The sequence below is a fragment of the Brevundimonas intermedia genome (assembly GCF_027922165.1).
In the GTDB taxonomy this organism is placed as follows: domain Bacteria; phylum Pseudomonadota; class Alphaproteobacteria; order Caulobacterales; family Caulobacteraceae; genus Brevundimonas; species Brevundimonas intermedia.
The window spans coordinates 134,396-151,036 of sequence record NZ_BSFD01000004.1; the positions used below are offsets into that span (position 1 = coordinate 134,396).

At 67.8% G+C, this 16,641-nt stretch carries 15 protein-coding genes; 8 read left to right on the forward strand and 7 right to left on the reverse strand.

The genetic code is table 11. The annotated features are described in order from the left end of the window. Positions 1–350: 350 nt before the first annotated feature. Genes PKE72_RS08790 through hemE form a run of 3 tightly spaced genes read right to left on the reverse strand, consistent with a single transcriptional unit; the run spans position 351 to position 2,931 of the window. Complete coding sequence (locus tag PKE72_RS08790) at positions 351–818, reverse strand: CopD family protein (RefSeq protein ID WP_271165002.1); 468 nt, start codon at positions 816–818, stop codon at positions 351–353. Beyond that, the gene (gene hemH, locus PKE72_RS08795; RefSeq protein ID WP_271165003.1) at positions 815–1,876 is read right to left on the reverse strand and encodes a ferrochelatase; all 1,062 of its coding nucleotides are present in this window, start codon (positions 1,874–1,876) and stop codon (positions 815–817) included. Before hemH ends, PKE72_RS08790 begins: the two co-directional genes overlap by 4 nt. Next, complete coding sequence (hemE, locus tag PKE72_RS08800) at positions 1,873–2,931, reverse strand: uroporphyrinogen decarboxylase (RefSeq protein ID WP_271165004.1); 1,059 nt, start codon at positions 2,929–2,931, stop codon at positions 1,873–1,875. Before hemE ends, hemH begins: the two co-directional genes overlap by 4 nt. 459 nt (positions 2,932–3,390) lie before the next feature. On the opposite strand from hemE, the gene PKE72_RS08805 reads away from it, so the two are divergent. From PKE72_RS08805 to dnaQ, 5 genes are read left to right on the forward strand one after another with little or no spacing between them, the layout of a single operon-like run. Further along, entirely contained in the window at positions 3,391–4,257 is an 867-nt protein-coding gene (locus tag PKE72_RS08805; protein ID WP_271165005.1) for a pyruvate, water dikinase regulatory protein, read from the forward strand. Next, on the forward strand, positions 4,258–4,890 hold the full coding sequence (locus tag PKE72_RS08810; RefSeq protein ID WP_271165006.1) for a Maf family protein: 633 nt from the start codon (positions 4,258–4,260) through the stop codon (positions 4,888–4,890). Next, a complete protein-coding gene (locus tag PKE72_RS08815; RefSeq protein ID WP_271165007.1) occupies positions 4,887–5,717 on the forward strand; it encodes a shikimate dehydrogenase family protein in 831 nt (276 codons plus the stop codon). Before PKE72_RS08810 ends, PKE72_RS08815 begins: the two co-directional genes overlap by 4 nt. Then, positions 5,714–6,364 (forward strand): dephospho-CoA kinase, encoded by a 651-nt coding sequence (gene coaE / locus PKE72_RS08820; RefSeq protein WP_271165008.1) that lies wholly within the window; start codon positions 5,714–5,716, stop codon positions 6,362–6,364. The genes PKE72_RS08815 and coaE overlap by 4 nt, the downstream gene beginning before the upstream one ends. Positions 6,365–6,370: 6 nt before the next feature. Continuing rightward, the gene (gene dnaQ / locus PKE72_RS08825; protein WP_271165009.1) at positions 6,371–7,096 is read left to right on the forward strand and encodes a DNA polymerase III subunit epsilon; all 726 of its coding nucleotides are present in this window, start codon (positions 6,371–6,373) and stop codon (positions 7,094–7,096) included. 185 nt (positions 7,097–7,281) lie between these two features. On the opposite strand, the gene secB is transcribed toward dnaQ, so the two are convergent. Next, the gene (gene secB, locus PKE72_RS08830; RefSeq protein ID WP_271165010.1) at positions 7,282–7,800 is read right to left on the reverse strand and encodes a protein-export chaperone SecB; all 519 of its coding nucleotides are present in this window, start codon (positions 7,798–7,800) and stop codon (positions 7,282–7,284) included. Between the two features lie 146 nt (positions 7,801–7,946). Between secB and timA the strand changes: the two genes are divergently transcribed. Beyond that, positions 7,947–8,630, forward strand: a complete 684-nt coding sequence (gene timA / locus PKE72_RS08835; RefSeq protein ID WP_271165011.1) for a TIM44-related membrane protein TimA — start codon at positions 7,947–7,949, stop codon at positions 8,628–8,630. Positions 8,631–8,680: 50 nt separating this feature from the next. Beyond that, positions 8,681–9,784: an MltA domain-containing protein gene (locus PKE72_RS08840; protein ID WP_271165012.1), complete on the forward strand. Its 1,104-nt coding sequence runs from the start codon at positions 8,681–8,683 to the stop codon at positions 9,782–9,784. 195 nt (positions 9,785–9,979) lie between these two features. Here the strand turns inward: PKE72_RS08840 and PKE72_RS08845 are convergent, their stop codons facing one another. Further along, entirely contained in the window at positions 9,980–10,405 is a 426-nt protein-coding gene (locus PKE72_RS08845) for an organic hydroperoxide resistance protein (RefSeq protein ID WP_271165013.1), read from the reverse strand. Positions 10,406–10,524: 119 nt separating this feature from the next. On the opposite strand from PKE72_RS08845, the gene PKE72_RS08850 reads away from it, so the two are divergent. Further along, positions 10,525–11,022: a MarR family winged helix-turn-helix transcriptional regulator gene (locus PKE72_RS08850; protein WP_271165014.1), complete on the forward strand. Its 498-nt coding sequence runs from the start codon at positions 10,525–10,527 to the stop codon at positions 11,020–11,022. A 215-nt stretch (positions 11,023–11,237) separates the two neighbouring features. Here the strand turns inward: PKE72_RS08850 and PKE72_RS08855 are convergent, their stop codons facing one another. Both PKE72_RS08855 and PKE72_RS08860 read right to left on the reverse strand, forming a co-directional pair. Beyond that, entirely contained in the window at positions 11,238–11,705 is a 468-nt protein-coding gene (locus PKE72_RS08855) for a universal stress protein (RefSeq protein WP_271165015.1), read from the reverse strand. A gap of 54 nt (positions 11,706–11,759) precedes the next feature. Further along, complete coding sequence (locus PKE72_RS08860; protein WP_271165016.1) at positions 11,760–16,631, reverse strand: NAD-glutamate dehydrogenase; 4,872 nt, start codon at positions 16,629–16,631, stop codon at positions 11,760–11,762. Positions 16,632–16,641: the final 10 nt, after the last annotated feature.

The window sequence follows — 16,641 nt, forward strand, 5'->3', positions numbered from 1 at the left end:
GCGCGCACGGAACCGCACGGCGTCAGGTCTCTGGAAATGTCTGGCCGTGAGGCCGAAGGGGAGCACGACGGGCTCCCGCTGGTCGAACCGGCGGGCGTCGCGGAAAGAGAGGGACCGCCGGAAGGACCGAACGGTTCACCGCCAGCGGAACCACAGGCTGCGGTTCAGGTCAAGCGGAGGCGTTGCGCTTTACCCTCTCCCCTTGTGGGAGAGGGCTTGAGCCTCGGAGAGCCGCAGGCGATCCGTCAGGCGAAAGGGTGAGGGGTCAAACCGTGTCCAAGGCCTGAACACCCCTCATCCGACCTCGCTTCGCTCGGCCACCTTCTCCCGCAAGGGGAGAAGGATAAGGATCACCCGAAGGTCCACTCCGTCGTCACCGACAGCACCATGATGATGGCCAGGACGAACGGGACCTCGTTCGTCATCCGCCAGAACTTGCCGGAATATTTCGACGTCCCCGCAGCGATCTTCTTGCGCTGCGCCGCCAGAAAGCCGTGCCAGCCACTGAGCAGGAAGACCCCGACCAGTTTGGCGACCATCCACGGCTCGGCCAAAAACGCAGCCCCCCGCGCCGAGACGTCGATATGGATCAGCCACAGGCCGAAGCCCCAGGCCAGGATCATGGCCGGGTTGACGATGATGCGCAGCAGCCGGGTCTGCCACAGCCTCAACAGCGCTTGCATTTCGCTGCGTAGGGGCTCGGGCTTGGCGTTCTGTTCGGCGTCATAGGCATAGAGCCGCGGCAGGAACAGCAGCCCGGCCATCCAGGCGATCACCGCCAGAATGTGCAGGCCACGCGCGAGGTCATAGGGGTTCATGCCGCATCCTTGCGCTGACGATAGGGGCAGGCCTTCCAATCCGCCTTGCAGCCCGGCCCAAAGGGCGCGACGCCAGTCCGCCCCAAGGCGCCGACCGTCGCATCGGCCAGGGCGTCGATGAACAGCGGCGCCGTCCCGACGGCCGGCGCCCTCAAATACAAACTGACCCCTTTTTCGTGGGCCAGTTCGCCGTATTCGATATCCAGTTCGACCAGGGTCTCGATATGTTCGGAGACGAAGGCGATGGGGGTGATCACGACCCCGACCCCGTCCCGACCGGCCTGTTCGATGGCCTCGGGCGTCGACGGGCCCAGCCATTTCATCGGCCCGACACGGCTCTGGTAGCAGAGGGCGTGATCGATCGGCCCCCGGTCGCGTTCGATGGCGGCGACTACAGCGGCCACGGTCGTCTCGACCTGTTCCTGATAGGGGTCGCCCTTGCTGCTGACCAGTTTCTCCGGGATGCCGTGGGCGGAAAACAGGACCCGAACAGAGGTCTCCCCCGCCTCGTCCAGCTTTGTCCCGATGGCCTGAGCCTGAGCCTCGACCCAGCCGTCGGCGCGGGGATAGCAGCAGACGGCCCGACTGACGCCGGACCCGGCATAGGTCTCGTTCCAGATCTTCAATGAGGACTGGGTCGTGGTGGTCGAGAACTGCGGATAGAGGGGCAACAGCACGACTTCGTCGGGGCCGAAGGCCGCCACATCCACGGCGGTCTCCTCGGTAAACGGATGCCAGTAGCGCATGGCGATGAAGACCTGGACCTCATCCCCGGCCAGGCGCGTGTTCAGCACGGCCTCAAGGGCCTCGGCCTGACGGCGCGTGCCCGGCAACAGGGGCGAACCGCCCCCCATCAGGGCGTAGTTGGCCTGGGCGCTCGTCTCGCGCCGGCTGGAGATCAGCTTGGCCAGGGGCGTCCGCACAATCCCCGGCAGACCGATGATGGCCGGGTCATTGAACAGATTGAACAGGAAGGGCTTCACCGAGGCCTGATCGTCGGGCCCGCCCAGATTGAACAGCACCACCGCGATCCGGCGGCCTTTCAGGGTTTCAGTCATTGAGCGCCGATCCTTTTCAGAACCCGTTCGACATGGTCGATGGGCACGTCCGGCAATATGCCATGGCCGAGGTTGAACACCCACGGCCCCTGGCCCCAAGCTTCCATCAGCTGATCCACCCGGCGGTCCAGCAGTTCGCCCCCGGCGCGCAGCAACAGGGGGTCCAGCGCGCCCTGGATCGGCTTGATCTGCTGCACCCGTTTGCCGACCTCGAGCGGGCAGGCGGTGTCCAGGGCGACGGCGTCCACCTCAACCTCCTGCGCATATCGCTCTGCAAGCGCCGCAGAGCCCCGTGGGAAGCCGATCAGGGGCACGGTGACGCCCAGCTCCCGGGTGCGCTTCACAAGCGCCTGGTGGGGCTTCAGGACCAGTCTTTCGAACAGGTCGTCGGGAAGCCCCTCGGCCCAGCTCTCGAAGATCTTCAGCACCTGGGCGCCGGCGTCGGCCTGCATCTTCAGATACCGCGCCGTGGCCTCGACCAGAACCTCCAGCGTCTCGTCCACACGACGGGGGTCGGCATAGGCGTAGGTCCGGGCCTGGGCGCGCTCGCCCTTGCCGATGGTCCGGTGCTCGCCGTCCAGCATATAGGTCGCCACCGTCCAGGGCGCGCCGGCGAAACCGATCAGAGCGCGTTCCGGCTCCAAGGCCTTGCGCACGATCGACAGGGTCTCGCCCACGGCCGACAGATGCGCGCCCGCCTCGGGCGCCAGTTCCGCCATCCGTCCGGGGATCGGCATTTCGCCCAGCCGCGGCCCCTCTCCCGTCTCGAACCACACGTCCTGGCCCAGGGCGCGCGGGATCAGCAGGATGTCGGCAAACACGATGGCCGCGTCGAAGCCGAACCGACGCATCGGCTGAAGCGTCGCCTCAGCCGCCATCTCGGGATTCAGACAGAAGGCGATGAAGTCCGGCGCCTCGGCCCGGAGCCGTCGGTACTCGGGCAGGTACCGTCCGGCCTGGCGCATGAACCAGACCGGCGGACGATCCAACGTCTCCCCTCGGAGAGCCCGGATCATCACGGGGGTCTGAACGGGGTTCTGGGTCGGATCGGTCATGTCGGACGATTAAGGTCACAGCCCCCCGCTCTCAATCCCTAATCAGATTAAGAATTAAAAGATTCGAAGTGGCAGGTAGGGCGATGGAATGGTGGGGACGAATCCAACGGCGGGGGCGGAACAAAAGCGGATATCCACGAGGGCACGGACCCGATCGGGGATGCGGAACAGGACTATCCAGCCGGTGGACAATCCCTAACGAAACCTTAACGCCAAAGGGTTTGCGAGGGCTGGCGGCTGTGAACGAGGTAAACCCCCGTTAACCCTTCATTAGGATTTTCCACAGCCAAGCCAAAATCGGTTTTCCGCCTTGGGATGAACCGGGATCGAACCCTTGGGGTCATCCACCCTCATCCCCGCTCGCAGGCGGATCGATCAGGCGTTAAGGAGAACGGCGCCCCGACGGTCACCCGCCGTCCCCAAGGCGCCCCGAGTCTGTCAACAGGGAGTCGATCTCGCATGAGCCCCGCTCGTCCCGGTCCTGCGCGTCTAGCCACCTATTTCCATGTCCATCTGGTGTCGGACTCGACCGGCGAGACCTTGAACGCCATGGCCAAGGCGGTGACGGCCCGGTTTGACGGGGTCATTCCGATCGAACACATCTACGCCCTGGTCCGGTCCGAGAAGCAGATGGAGCGGGTGTTGCAGGAGGTGGCGGCTGCGCCGGGCGTGGTTCTGCACACCCTGGTGGATCGGGATCTACGCGAACAGCTGGAAGAGGGCTGCCGCCGGCTGGACATGCCCCAGATCGGCGCCCTGGATCCCCTGGTCGGCGCCATGTCCCGCTATCTGGGCGCGGCCCTGTCGACCCGCGTCGGGGCCCAGCACGCCCTGGACCACGACTATTTCAACCGGATCGCCGCCCTGGATTTCGCCATGGCCTATGACGACGGCCAAGGCTCGCTGGAACAGCTGGAGGGCGCCGACGTCGTCCTGTGCGGCGTCAGCCGGACCTCCAAGACCCCGACCTGCATCTATCTGGCCCACCGGGGGATCCGCGCCGCCAATGTGCCCCTGGTGCCGGGGCAGGAGGACGGAGAGCGTCTGACGCGGCTGAAGAACCCGCTGGTCATCGGCCTGACCGTCTCGCCCGACCGTCTGGTCCAGATCCGGCGCAACCGGATCGACAATCTGAACGCCAGCCAGTCCTCCAACTATACGGACCAGGACGCGGTCCGCGACGAGACGATCAAGGCCAAGCGCGCCTTTGCTCGGCGGGGCTGGCCCACCATCGACGTCACCCGTCGCTCGGTCGAGGAAACCGCCGCCGCCATCACCAACCTGCTCAGCGAGCATCGCAATCACAAGATCGGAACGAGCTGGTAGATGATTATTTCCGCGGCGCTATCGTCCTCCGGGCTGCTTGAGCGCGAACCCCTCATCCTGGCGTCCAAGAGCGCCGCCCGCCGCGCCATGCTGGAAAACGCCGGCGTCCCGTTCGAGGTCCGCGTCGCTGGGGTGGACGAGGACGCGATCAAGGCCGTCTCGACCGATCTGGACCCCGCCGCCCTTGCGGTACGGCTCGCCGAGGCCAAGGCCCTGGCCGTGTCGCGCGATGACGAAACCGCCTGGGTGCTGGGCTCTGACCAGACCCTGGCCTTCGACGGCGGGCTGATTTCCAAGGCCAGATCGCTCGAGGCGGCGCGCGACCGGCTGAAATCCATGCGCGGCCGCACCCACCACCTCCATTCGGGCGCCGCCCTGGCGGTGAAGGGCCAGATTGTCTGGTCGGGCGTGGATACGGTCGAGATGCGGATGCGCGACTTCTCCGACGCCTTCCTCGACGCCTATCTGGCGGCTGAGGGCGAGGCCCTGCTGGCTTGCGTCGGCTCCTATCGGCTGGAGGGGATGGGGTCGCAGCTGTTCGCGGCGATCGACGGCGACTATTTCACCGTCCTGGGACTGCCCCTGTGGCCGGTCCTGGCCGAGCTGCGCCGCGCCGGAGTCCTGCCCGCATGAGCCGTCATCGCATTACGGGCGCGGCCCTTGTCGGCGGGATCGCCGGCAATCCGGTGGCCCATTCCCTCAGCCCCGTCATCCATAACGCCTGGCTGGCGGCCGGCGACATCGACGGCGCCTATGTGCCCTTCGCTCCTGTCGACGCGGCCGGGTTCGAGGCCCTGGTGGCGGCGGGTCGGGCGGGACTGATCACGGGTTTGAACGTCACCGCTCCGTTTAAGGAACAGGCCTTCGCCCTGGCTGATGCGGCCACGGCGGCGGCCAGCCTGACAGCTTCGGCCAATATCCTGACCTTCGACGACGGCTGGGTTCTGGCCGACAGTTCGGACGGCCTCGGCCTGATGCTGGGGCTTAAGGAACAGGCCCCGGATCTGAACCTCGTCGGCCGGCCGGTTGTCATGCTGGGCGCGGGCGGCGCGGCGCGGGCGGCGTCCGGCGCTCTGGTCGAGGCGGGGGCCGAGGTCCGGATCGTCAACCGTTCGCCCGACCGGGCCCTGGCCCTGGCCGCCGATCTGGGTCCCTCGGTTCAGGTCATGCCGGCGTCCGAAGCCCTGGACGGCGCGGTACTGGTGATCAACGCCCTCAGCGTCCAGCCGGATCTGGATTTCGCCGCCGTCGCTCCGGGCACGGTGATGATGGACATGACCTACAAGCCCCTCGCCACACCCTTCCTGACGGCGGCGCGGGCGCGGGGCCTGCCGACCGTGGATGGTCTGGCCATGCTGATCGGTCAGGCGGCGCCCTCGTTCCAGGCCCTGTTCCGCCGCCCGCCCCCGCCGCTGGACCTGCGCGCCCTGCTGACGGCGCATCTGAGCCAGGCCAAATGATCGTCCTCGGCCTGACCGGCTCCATCGGCATGGGCAAGTCGACCACGACCGCCATGTTCGCCGACCTGGGCGCGGTGGTGTGGAACGCCGACGACGCCGTGCACCGGCTCTATGCGCGGGGCGGCGCCGCTGTCGAACCCGTCGACGCCGCCTTCCCCGGCGTGGTCGTGGACGGGGCCGTTGACCGCACCCGTCTGGCCGAGGCCCTGGGGCGGGACGAGACCGCCTTCCGCCGGCTGGAATCCATCGTCCATCCCCTGGTGGCCCAGGGTCGGGCGGGCGATCTGGAGACGGCGCGCGCGTCCGGCGTGAAGCTGGCGGTCCTCGACATCCCCCTGTTGTTCGAAACCGGCGGCGACGCCCATGTGGACGCCGTGGTGGTGGTCACCGCCGATGCGGCGATCCAGGCGGAACGCGTCATGGCCCGCCCCGGCATGACCCGCGACCGGTTCGAGGCCATCCTGGCCCGCCAGCTGCCCGACGCGGAAAAACGCGCCCGCGCCGACTTCATCATCGATACGGGCCGCGGGCTCGAGCCCGCCCGCGCCGATGTCGCCGCCATAGTCGAGACCGTGCTGGATCCGGCGTGGATATCTCCGCGTCAGGGCAAGGCCGGTCTTTCGCAAAGCGACGAACGACTCCATTAAGGGCCAATGGCGCGCGAGATCGTTCTGGACACCGAGACCACCGGCTTCGACCCCAAGACGGGCGACCGGCTGATCGAGGTCGGCTGTATCGAAATTCAGGACCTGCTGCCGACCGGTCGCACCTTCCACCGCTTCGTCAATCCCGAACGCCTGATCCCGCCCGACGCGATCCGGGTCCACGGCATCACCGACGATAAGGTCAAGGACGCCCCAAAATTCCACGAGATCGCCGACGATCTGATCGAATTCATCGGCGATGCGCCGATGATCGCGCACAACGCCGCCTTTGACCGCAACTTCATCGACTATGAGTACAAGCTGTGCGGTCGGCCGATCACCGGCGAGGCGCGCTGGATTGACACGCTGAAACTGGCCCAGGCCCGGTTTCCCGGCATGCCGAACTCGCTGGACGCCCTGTGCAAGCGGTTCAAGGTGTCGCTGGTCGAACGCACCCTGCACGGCGCCCTGATCGACGCCCGTCTGCTGGCCGAGGTCTATCTGGAGCTGCGCGGCGGCAAGGAGCGGGTGCTGGACCTGTCGGCCGCCCCGGTCGCCGGTCGGGACCCGTCCGGCGTCATCCAGGCCGCCGCCTATGGCGTCCGCCCGCGTCCACTGGCCCCGCGCTCGACGCCGGACGAACAGGCCGCCCATATCGCCTTCCTGGCCGAGGTCCTCAAGGACCGGTCCCTGTGGGACGCCTATGGGGTCAAGCTCGAGGAAGACGCGGCCTGAGCGCAACCATTCCCCCTCCCCCTGCGGGGGAGGGGCGTCGCGGAGCGACGGGGTGGGGGCGGCCAGGCGACAGCGCACGGATTTGAGCAGATAGGTCGGTGGGGCCTTGCTCAGCCCGGCCCACCCGGCTTCGGCTGCGCCTCCGCCCCCCTCCCCCTGCGGGGGAGGAAGACTGTCGTTCGTTCTTAAGCCTGGCCGGTTTCGGCCGGCTGCTGGGCGATCTGCTGCTGGCGCGCGATATAGATGGCGGCGAAGTCGATCGGGTCCAGCATGAAGGGCGGGTAGAAGCCGCCGTCCGCCGTGGCGCGCGCGATGATCTCGCGGGCGAAGGGGAACAGATAGCGCGGGCATTCAATCAGCAGCAGGGGCTCAATGTCCTGCTCCTGGACATTGGCCAGCTGGAACAGGCCGCCATAGACCAGCTCGACATGGAAGACCGCCTGGTTTTCGTGGCTGGCCTTGATCGACAGCTTCAGGTCCAGCTCGAACAGTCCGTCCGGACGGCCCTGAGCCGCCATCTCGACGCCCAGGTCGATGGCGGGCTTGCCGTCGATGCGCAGGGATTCCGGCGCGCGCGGGTTTTCGAACGAGAAATCGCGGACATATTGCGCCAGGATGCGGAAGCCGGGACCGGCGGGCTGGCCTTGCTGCGGCTGGGCGCCGTTCGGGGTGTTGGTGTCGGCGGGCGGAGCGGCGTCGGTCATGGGCGTCTTCGATTACGGAAAAGGGCCGATTGGGCCGGGAATAAGGCGCCGCGACTACCACGCCGAGACGCTTGGCCGCAACGTCGCTCGCTCTCCAGGGGCGCGCATCGCCTTGCGTCCTCCTATATGAGACCCTAATCGTCTCCATGGCGCATCCTCGCTCGCGCGCCGAAAGTCAGGAAGTCCCCTTGCCGGTCCAGTTCCAGATCGTGATTTTCGCCGTCATCGCGGCGATTGTCCTGTTCCAGCTCTATAATGTGTTGGGCAAAAGGGTCGGCCGTCAGCCGCAGGAGGACGCCAAGGCCCTCCCCCCATCGCCGACCGCCACGCCCGAGGCCTCCAAGACCCCGGCCCTCGACGCCGCGACCCTCGCCTCCATCGCCGGTCTGAAGGCGCGCGACCCGGCTTTCGACCCCAATCGTTTCGTCGAAGGCGCCCGTCAGGCCTATGAGACCATCGTCCGCGGCTACGCCGCCGGCGACCGTGCGGCTCTGGCGCCCCTGTTGACCCCCAATGTCATGGCCTCCTTCGACGCCGGCATCACGGCGCGCGAGACGCGCGGCGAGACCGAGACGGTCGAATTCCTCTTCCCGCCCCGCGCCGATCTGGAAGGCGCCACCGTCCAGGGCGACAAGGCCGTGGCCAAGGTCCGCTTCCTGGCCGAACTGCGCAGCCGCGTGACCAAGGCCTCGGGCGAAACCGCCGATTCCGTCACGGGCGAGCCTCTGGTCGAGGAGCGTCGCACCGCGGAACACTGGACTTTCGAACGCACCCTGGGGGCCGCCGATCCCAACTGGGTCCTGGCCCGCGTCGAGCCGGCCAACGCCTGATGTCGGCGCTCAGGCGGGTCTTGCCCAGGCAGGTCTTGTCTTGGGCGCCGATGCTCGCGTCGGTCCTGGCGGCCGCCGCCTGTTCGACCGGTTCCATGACCCCGACCGTCCCGGCGACGCCGGGAGCAGGGGGGCCGGGAACGGCGGGGCCTAAACCCTATGTGCCTTCGCCGAAGCCTGACGCGCCCCTACCCCGGCCTACGCCGTCCGACGCTCTCAGCCCGGCCGTCCTGCCGGGCTGGAATGACGAGGATCACCTCGCCGCCTTCCGCGCCTATGTCGAAGGCTGCGGCGCCGCGCGCGACGCCGTTTCGCGGGCGGTTTGCGCCCGCGCCCAGACCCTGTCTCCCACCCTGACTCCTAGCGACGCGCGGGCTTTTTTCGAGGCGAACTTCAGCGCTGTTCCCGCCCGGACCGCTGACGGGGCTCCAGGCCTGCTCACCTCCTATTTCGCGCCCGAATATCCGGCCCGCCGCGTTCCGGACGCCGAGTTCTCGGCTCCCGTCCTGCCCAAACCCGCCGATCCGCGCAGCGCCGGCGACCGGGCGACCATTGAAGCCAACGCCCGCCCCGACCAGGCCCTGGCCTGGATGCGGGCCGAGGACCTGTTCTTCCTTCAGATCCAGGGCTCCGGCTATCTGACCTTTGAAGACGGTGTGCGCGGCCGCGCCGCCTACGCCGCCGACAACGGCAAGACCTTCGTCGGCATCGCCCGCCCGATGGCCCGCCAAGGCCTGCTGCCGGAAAACGGCACGTCCGGCGACGCGATCCGCGGCTGGCTGGCCGATCACCGGGGGTATGAAGCCCAGGCGGTGATGGCCCTGAACCCCCGCTACATCTTCTTCCGCCTCGATCCAGACGATAACGGCCATCCGCCCGGCGCAGCGGGCATCCCCCTGACCGAGCGGCGGGCCATCGCGGTCGATCCGTCCCACTGGCGCTATGGCGAACTGGTCTGGCTGGAGGCTGACGGCGGCAATCTGCGCGGCGCCACGGCCTCCTATCGCGGTCTGGCTATGGCGCTGGACACCGGCTCGGCCATTCGGGGCCCGGTCCGCGCCGACCTCTATATGGGCCGGGGCGACGCCGCCGGCGCCGAGGCCGGAACCGTGCGTCACCCCCTCCACATGTGGCGGCTAGTCCCCAAGGGCTGACGCAACGCAAAAGCCCTCTCCCGCTGGGAGAGGGCTTGAGCGCACGGCGACGAAGCCGTCGTCCTTGTGCGACCCGAAGGACGGCGCGAAGCAGCCAAAGGGTGGGGGATACGGTGGTGCGACTTGGCCCACCGGCGGACCCCTCATCCGGCCCTTCGGGCCACCGTCTCCCGCAAGGGGAGAAGGAAACCCTCGTCACGCCACCGTCAGCTTGACCGAGATATTGCCCCGCACCGCGTGCGAATAGGGGCAGACCGAATCCGCTTCTTCCACCAGGGCCAGGGCTGCGTCGCGATCGACGCCCGGCAGGCTGGCTTCCAATTCGACCTCCAGGCCGAACCCCTTGTCGCTGCGCGGACCGATGCCGACCGTGGCCTTGATCGTCGCTTCGGCGACAGCTGCGCCCTGGCCTTTTTGCGACGCCACCAGCTTCAGGGCGCTGAGGAAACAGGCCGCATAGCCGGCGGCGAACAGCTGTTCCGGATTATTGCCCTTGCCGGCGCCGCCCAGTTCCTTGGGCATGCCCAGGGCCAGGTCCAGCGCGCCGTCGGTGGTGGCGACGCGACCGTCGCGGCCGCCCGTGGCGACGGCGGCGGTGCGGTACAGAACATTGATGGACATGGCGGATCTCCCTTGGGATGAATAAATATCGTGTGCGATCTAATCGCAAGCGATGATCTAGGCCCTGTGTTTGAGTGCGTCAAGCTTGCGATTAAATCGCGCACGATTATTATTGACCCATGACCACCTCGGCTCCCGCTCCCGCACCCGATCCCCAGACGCCCTTTGCCGTCGACGACATGCTGTGTTTCGCGGCCTATTCCGCTAGCCTCGCCTTCAGCCGCTTCTACAAGCCGCTGCTGGATCGGATGAGCCTCACCTATCCGCAGTTCCTGGTGCTGAGCCTGCTATGGCGCGAGGACGACCAGACCGTGGGCCGGCTGGGCGAGCGGCTGTTTCTGGAATCCAACACCCTGACCCCGCTGATCAAGCGTCTGGAGGCCGCCGGACTGGTCGCGCGCGCCCGAGACGTCGCCGACGAACGGGTGGTTCGGGTCCGCCTGACCGACGCCGGCCGCGCCCTCGCCGTCGGCGCCGGCTGTCTGGCCCAGGCCGTGATGGCCCAGACCAACCTCACGCCTGAAGCCATGGCCCGGTTGCGCGACGGCCTGATCACGGTTCGGGATCAACTTCGCCTCGGCGTCCAGACGACCGTGGAAGACGATCAGCGCGCCTAATTCCGAGACCATAAGACTGCGATTTCAATCGCCTGACTTAAGAGGTCCGCCTTCAACCCGGCGCCGGTCCAGGCGGTTGTAGGATGTGGCCGGGTCTTTGACATCGTCACGCCGCACCGGGCCACGCGCCGAAATAGACGAAAATAGACTCCATTTTTTTAGGGTGGAATGAGTCTATTTCCACAGTCTGGACCCTGACTGGTTCGGGTCCGCCTCTAGGCCAGATCCTCGATCTCGGCCTCGGTCAGCTCGCCGGGCACGATGGTGACCGGCAGTTTGCGCCCGCCCAGTTGGGCCCCCTGTTTGATGATGGCCGAGACCAGCGGCCCCGGCCCGCGCGATCCGCTTCCGGCGGCCAGGACCAGAATCTTGATGTCGGGATCGTCCCCGACCACCTTCTTGATCGCGCTCTGGGCCTCGCCCTTCTCGATCAGGAAGATCGGCGCCGCGCCGGACCGCTCCAGCGCCTCCTCGCCCAGCCGGTTCAGCAGGGCCTCGGCCTCCTCGCGCTGCTGACGCTCGATCTCCTCGCGCACGCCCGACCAGTGGGCGTCGCTGTTGGAGGGCATGACGCGCAGCATCACCACCCGCCCCCCGGTCGACCGCGCGCGCCGACAGGCGAACCGAAGCGCGGCCTCGAACTCGGGACTGTCGTCCACGACGACCAGGAATTTCCTCGGCATACCGACCCCCCGCCTGTTCTTATCGGCCGAAGAGGCGGTGAGACGGGGCCGCCGTCAAGCCTGCACCGCCGCCGTGGCCAGATCGCGGATCGTCGCATTGGCGATGGTCAGCTTGGCGAAGGTCCAGCCCGAGCCGGACTGTTCGATCTCGTCAACCGAGGCGCGCACCCCTTCGACCGTCGCCTGTTTCGATCCGATCCAGGCGTCGACGGCGCCCTCGGCCGCGTCCTCGCTGATCCCGACCGACGGGTCTGACGCCCGGGCCACGGCCCGCGTCAGGGTCGCCTGCTCGTTCATCAGGTCCTCGATCAGGCGACGCACGGCCAGGCGATCGAAATGGTCCGCCGACGGGATGGACCCCGCCGCCGCGCGCAGTCGGTCGAAGTCGAACGCGGCCCCGACCTGGTGATACAGTCGCGCCATGGCCGCCACCGGCCAGCCCGTCTCCTGGGCCAGATCGCCGATGTCCGAGGCGGCGACCAGCGGCCGCATGATGCCGATCCGCCGGGTCAGATCCTGCGGCGCGCCGTGTTTGGCGAAGGCCTCGACCCGGCAATCCAGCCGCCCCTGTTCGAAGCGCGACAGCACGGGCGCCCCTTCGGCCTGAAGCGCGTCGGCGGTCGGTCGATAGCGATCGATCAGGGCCTGGACAGAGACCCCGGCCTTGGCGCGTCGGGCCAGCCAGAAGGTCTGGCGACGCAGGACCACGGCGATCTCGCGATACAGGTCGATCTGGGCCTCGGCCGAGATCGACCGGTCCAGGGCGGAAACCGCGTCCCAGGCCTCGTCCAGCCGGAAGACCCGACGCGCCGCCTCGAAGGCGATGATCAGAGCGGTGGTGTCGCACTCCGCCGAGCCGCGCAGCCGGTCCGGGAAGGTCGGGCCGCACATGTTGACGACCTCGTTGGCCATGACGGTGGCGATGATCTCGCGCCGCAGCCTGTGGCTCTTCATCTGAGGCTCGAACCGGGCCAGGGCCTGCGGGAAATAGCGGACCAGGATCTGTTCGAAGAAGGGATCCTCCGGCGCCTGGGACGCGACGATCTCTTCCGACAGCTCCAGCTTGGCGTAGGCGGTCAGCACCGCCAGCTCGGGCCGGGCCAGCGGAATTCCGGCGGCCATCATCTCCTTGACCCGCACGTCGACCGGCAGGCCTTCGACCTTGCGGTCCAGTTTGCCGCGCGCCGACAGGGCCTGCATGAACCTCTGCTGGGCGTCCAGCGCCCCTGCCCCTTCCGCCTGTTGCAGGGTCAGGGCCAGGGTCTGGTCATAGTTGTGGGCCAGCACCTTCAGCCCGACTTCCTCGGTCATCGAGGCCAGCAGCGGGGTCCGCTCCTCGACCGGCAGGACGCCATTGGTCACGGCCGACCCGACCAGGATCTTGATATTGACCTCGTGGTCCGAGGTGTCGACCCCGGCGGAGTTGTCGATGGCGTCGGTGTTCATCCGGCCGCCGCCCTGGGCGAAGACGATGCGCCCGGCCTGGGTGAAGCCCAGATTGGCCCCTTCCCCCACCACCTTGACCCGCAGCTCGTCGGCGTTGATCCGCAGGGCGTCGGTGCCCTTGTCGCCTACCTGGGCGTCGGTCTCGGCCGCCGACTTCACATAGGTGCCGATGCCGCCGAGATACAGTAGGTCTGCGGGCGCCTTCAGGATGGCGCGGATCAGGCTGGCCGGGTCCAGTTCGTCTTCGGCGATGTCCAGCGCCGCCTTGATCTGGGGCGTCAGCTGGATCGACTTGGCGGACCGCGAGAAGACGCCGCCGCCCTGGGAAATCAGCCCCTTGTCATAGTCCTGCCAGGACGAGCGCGGCAGGTCGAACAGCCGCTTGCGCTCGGTCCAGCTGGCGGCGGGGTCGGGCGTGGGGTCGATGAAGATGTCGCGGTGATCGAAGGCGGCGATCAGCTTGGTCGCCTTGGACAGAAGCGCGCCATTGCCGAAGACGTCGCCCGACATGTCGCCGACCCCCACCATGGTGAAGGGCTCGGTCTGGATGTCCCAGACCTTGTCGCGCGGACCGATCTCGCGGAAGTGGCGCTTGACCGCCTCCCAGGCGCCGCGCGCCGTGATGCCCATGGCCTTGTGATCGTAACCGATCGAACCGCCGGACGCGAAGGCGTCGCCCAGCCAGAAGCCGTAGGCCGCCGAAACCCCGTTGGCGATGTCCGAGAAGGTCGCCGTGCCCTTGTCGGCGGCGACGACCAGATAGGGGTCGTCCTGCTCCCAGGCGACGACATGGGCCGGGCGCGTCACCGACCCGTCGCTGGCGATGTTGTCGGTGATGTCCAGCAGGCCCGACAGGAAGGTGCGATAGGCGCGGATGGCCTCGCCCTGAATGGCCTCGCGGTCGGTGGTGCGGGGCAGTTGCTTGGGATAGAAGCCGCCCTTCGAGCCGACCGGCACGATGACCGCGTTCTTGACCTGCTGCGCCTTGACCAGGCCCAGCACCTCGGTGCGGAAGTCGTCGCGACGATCCGACCAGCGCAGGCCGCCCCGTGCGACAGGGCCGAAGCGCAGGTGAACCCCCTCGACATGGGGCGCCCAGACGAAGATCTCGCGATAGGGTTTGGGCAGCGGCAGGTCCTCGAGCTCGCGCGAGGCGATCTTGATCGAGATGTGCGGCTTGGGCAGGCCGTCGTGATCCTGCTGGAAGTAGTTGGTGCGCTTGATCGCTCCGATCAGGGCGGCGATGCGGCGCAGCGCCTTGTCGTGATCCAGGCTCTTCACGTCCTGCAGCAGGGCGTTGATCTTGGCGTTCAGCGCCGTGACCGCCGCCTCGCGGGCTTCTACCGTCCCGTCCGCCGGGTCGAACCTGGCCTTGAACAGGGACAGCAGGGCGCGGGACACGTCCGGGTACTCCCGCAGAGCCTCTTCCTGCACCGCCTGCGACGGATCCAGGCCGGTCTGCTGGCGATAGCGGGCCAGGGCGCGGATCAGGGCGGCCTCGCGCCATTCGACGCCCAGTTCGATGACCAGGCGATTGAAGCCGTCGCTCTCGGTGCGCCCGTTCCAGACGGCGGCGAAGGCGCGCTCGAACGGCCCCTTCACATCGGCGAAGACCAGCTCCTCGCCGCGCGGATCCTCCATCAGGAACTCGTGGACATGGATCTCCTCCTCGCCCATCGGCCGGATCGGATAGCCGTATTCCTCCAGGGTCTTCAGACCCATGTCGGCCATGATCGGCAGAACGTCGGACAGGGGAACCGAGGGGCCGCGACGATAGAGTTTGAACCGGAACTGCAGGCGGCTGTCGTCGGCGTTGCGGAAGGCGCGAACCACGACGGCCTCTCCGGCGCCGACCTGACCCGTCGCGTTCAGCTGGTCCATCTCGCCCAGATCGATCGCGGCCTCGTCGGCGTCATAGCGATCGCGATAGGCGGCGCCGAAGGCTCGGGCCCAGCGGGTGCTCAGCGGCCCGACCTCGACGTCCGCCACATCGGCGCGGCGCAGGGCGCTTTCGAACCGTTCGACCCAGCCGCGGCCGGCCTCGGCCACGTCGTGTTCCAGCTGGGCCGCATCGGGGACCGGGTGATCGCCCGGCGTCACGCCGATGATGAAATGGACCCGCACAAGGGGGGCGTCGGACAGTTGCGGATACCAGGCCGAAATCCGGCCGCCCCAGGCGCGGGCGACGATCTGACCGATCCGCTCGCGCACCGCAGCATCGAACTTCTCGCGCGGGATGAAGCACAGCACCGAAACGAACCGGTCGAACGGATCCTGGCGCGAGAACAGCCGGATGCGCGGCCGGTCGTAGAGGTGGAGAATGCCCAGGGCGATGGACAGCAGCTCGTCCTCGCTGATCTGGAACAGCTCGTCGCGCGGATAGTTCTCGAGGATATTGCGCAGCCGCTTCTCGTTGTGGCTGCCCGGAGCCTTGTCCGCGCGAGCCAGGACATTGGCCACCTTGCGCCGGATCAGCGGGGTCTCGGTCGCCAATTGGTCGTAGGCGTCCGAGGTGAACAGGCCCACGAAACGGGTCTCGCCCGTCGCCTTGCCGTCCGGGCCGTAACGCTTGACCCCGACATAGTCCATGTAGGCGCGACGGTGGACGCGCGACCTTGCGTTGGCCTTGGCGACAGTGACGGGTTCGCTCAGGTCCAACTGGCGCCGCATCTGGCGCGTCAGCACGGCCGGCTCGGAGGCGCGGCGCAGGACGGTGCGCTCGGGATCGGCGAGAATGCCCAGACCGGCGCTCGACTGGCTCAGCGGCGCCTCGGCCTCGTAGTCGCCTTCAGCGTTCAGCGGATAATCGTAGTCGCGGGCGCCGAGGAAGACGAAATGGTCGCTCTTCAGCCACTTCAGGAAGGCGATGTTCTCGGCCAGAACGGCGGGATCGACCTTCGGCGGCGTCTCCTGCAATCGCAGCAAGGCTTGCCGCATCAGGCCGGTCATGGCTTCGTGGTCGGCGACGGCGGCGTGGACGTCGGCCAGGCATTCGGCCAGGCCCTCGCCCATGGCGTCGCGTCTTTCCTGCGGGGCGCCGTCGATCACCAGCATGATCACCGACAGGCGACGACCGTCCAGCTCCACTACCGGATGGAATAGGGCGCGCACCGAAACCCCGGCCTCGGCCAGGGCGCCCATGACGCTGTCGACCAGGAAGGGGGCGTCCGTCTGAATGATGCGGACCAGATCATAGTCAAGGGTCTGACCGTTCGCGCCCGACAGCGGACCCACGGTGATCAGCGGCGCCGATCCGGCGGGGTAGTCCTTGGCCGCTCGCCAGGAGGCCGCCAGCAGGGTGGCCAGATCCTCGCCGTCCAGCTCGGGCGTTTCATCGGCGGCGTAGTCCTCATGGGCCTGGGCCAGGAAGGACTGTTCGGCCTTGCCGGGGGAGGTTCCCAGGATCCGCGCAAAGGAAGCTTCCAGGGCGGCCGGAGAGATCGGCTGAACCGGGGCGGGGCGCGGATCGAGGGCGGTCATGGACAATGGT

What these genes read in the sequence shown, in the direction of transcription:
- PKE72_RS08790 (WP_271165002.1), bottom strand. Translation starts at nt 818, where the DNA reads ATGAACCCCTATGACCTCGCGCGTGGCCTGCACATTCTGGCGGTGATC.
- hemH (WP_271165003.1), bottom strand. Translation starts at nt 1,876, where the DNA reads ATGACTGAAACCCTGAAAGGCCGCCGGATCGCGGTGGTGCTGTTCAAT.
- hemE (WP_271165004.1), bottom strand. Translation starts at nt 2,931, where the DNA reads ATGACCGATCCGACCCAGAACCCCGTTCAGACCCCCGTGATGATCCGG.
- PKE72_RS08805 (WP_271165005.1), top strand. Translation starts at nt 3,391, where the DNA reads ATGAGCCCCGCTCGTCCCGGTCCTGCGCGTCTAGCCACCTATTTCCAT.
- PKE72_RS08810 (WP_271165006.1), top strand. Translation starts at nt 4,258, where the DNA reads ATGATTATTTCCGCGGCGCTATCGTCCTCCGGGCTGCTTGAGCGCGAA.
- PKE72_RS08815 (WP_271165007.1), top strand. Translation starts at nt 4,887, where the DNA reads ATGAGCCGTCATCGCATTACGGGCGCGGCCCTTGTCGGCGGGATCGCC.
- coaE (WP_271165008.1), top strand. Translation starts at nt 5,714, where the DNA reads ATGATCGTCCTCGGCCTGACCGGCTCCATCGGCATGGGCAAGTCGACC.
- dnaQ (WP_271165009.1), top strand. Translation starts at nt 6,371, where the DNA reads ATGGCGCGCGAGATCGTTCTGGACACCGAGACCACCGGCTTCGACCCC.
- secB (WP_271165010.1), bottom strand. Translation starts at nt 7,800, where the DNA reads ATGACCGACGCCGCTCCGCCCGCCGACACCAACACCCCGAACGGCGCC.
- timA (WP_271165011.1), top strand. Translation starts at nt 7,947, where the DNA reads ATGGCGCATCCTCGCTCGCGCGCCGAAAGTCAGGAAGTCCCCTTGCCG.
- PKE72_RS08840 (WP_271165012.1), top strand. Translation starts at nt 8,681, where the DNA reads ATGCTCGCGTCGGTCCTGGCGGCCGCCGCCTGTTCGACCGGTTCCATG.
- PKE72_RS08845 (WP_271165013.1), bottom strand. Translation starts at nt 10,405, where the DNA reads ATGTCCATCAATGTTCTGTACCGCACCGCCGCCGTCGCCACGGGCGGC.
- PKE72_RS08850 (WP_271165014.1), top strand. Translation starts at nt 10,525, where the DNA reads ATGACCACCTCGGCTCCCGCTCCCGCACCCGATCCCCAGACGCCCTTT.
- PKE72_RS08855 (WP_271165015.1), bottom strand. Translation starts at nt 11,705, where the DNA reads ATGCCGAGGAAATTCCTGGTCGTCGTGGACGACAGTCCCGAGTTCGAG.
- PKE72_RS08860 (WP_271165016.1), bottom strand. Translation starts at nt 16,631, where the DNA reads ATGACCGCCCTCGATCCGCGCCCCGCCCCGGTTCAGCCGATCTCTCCG.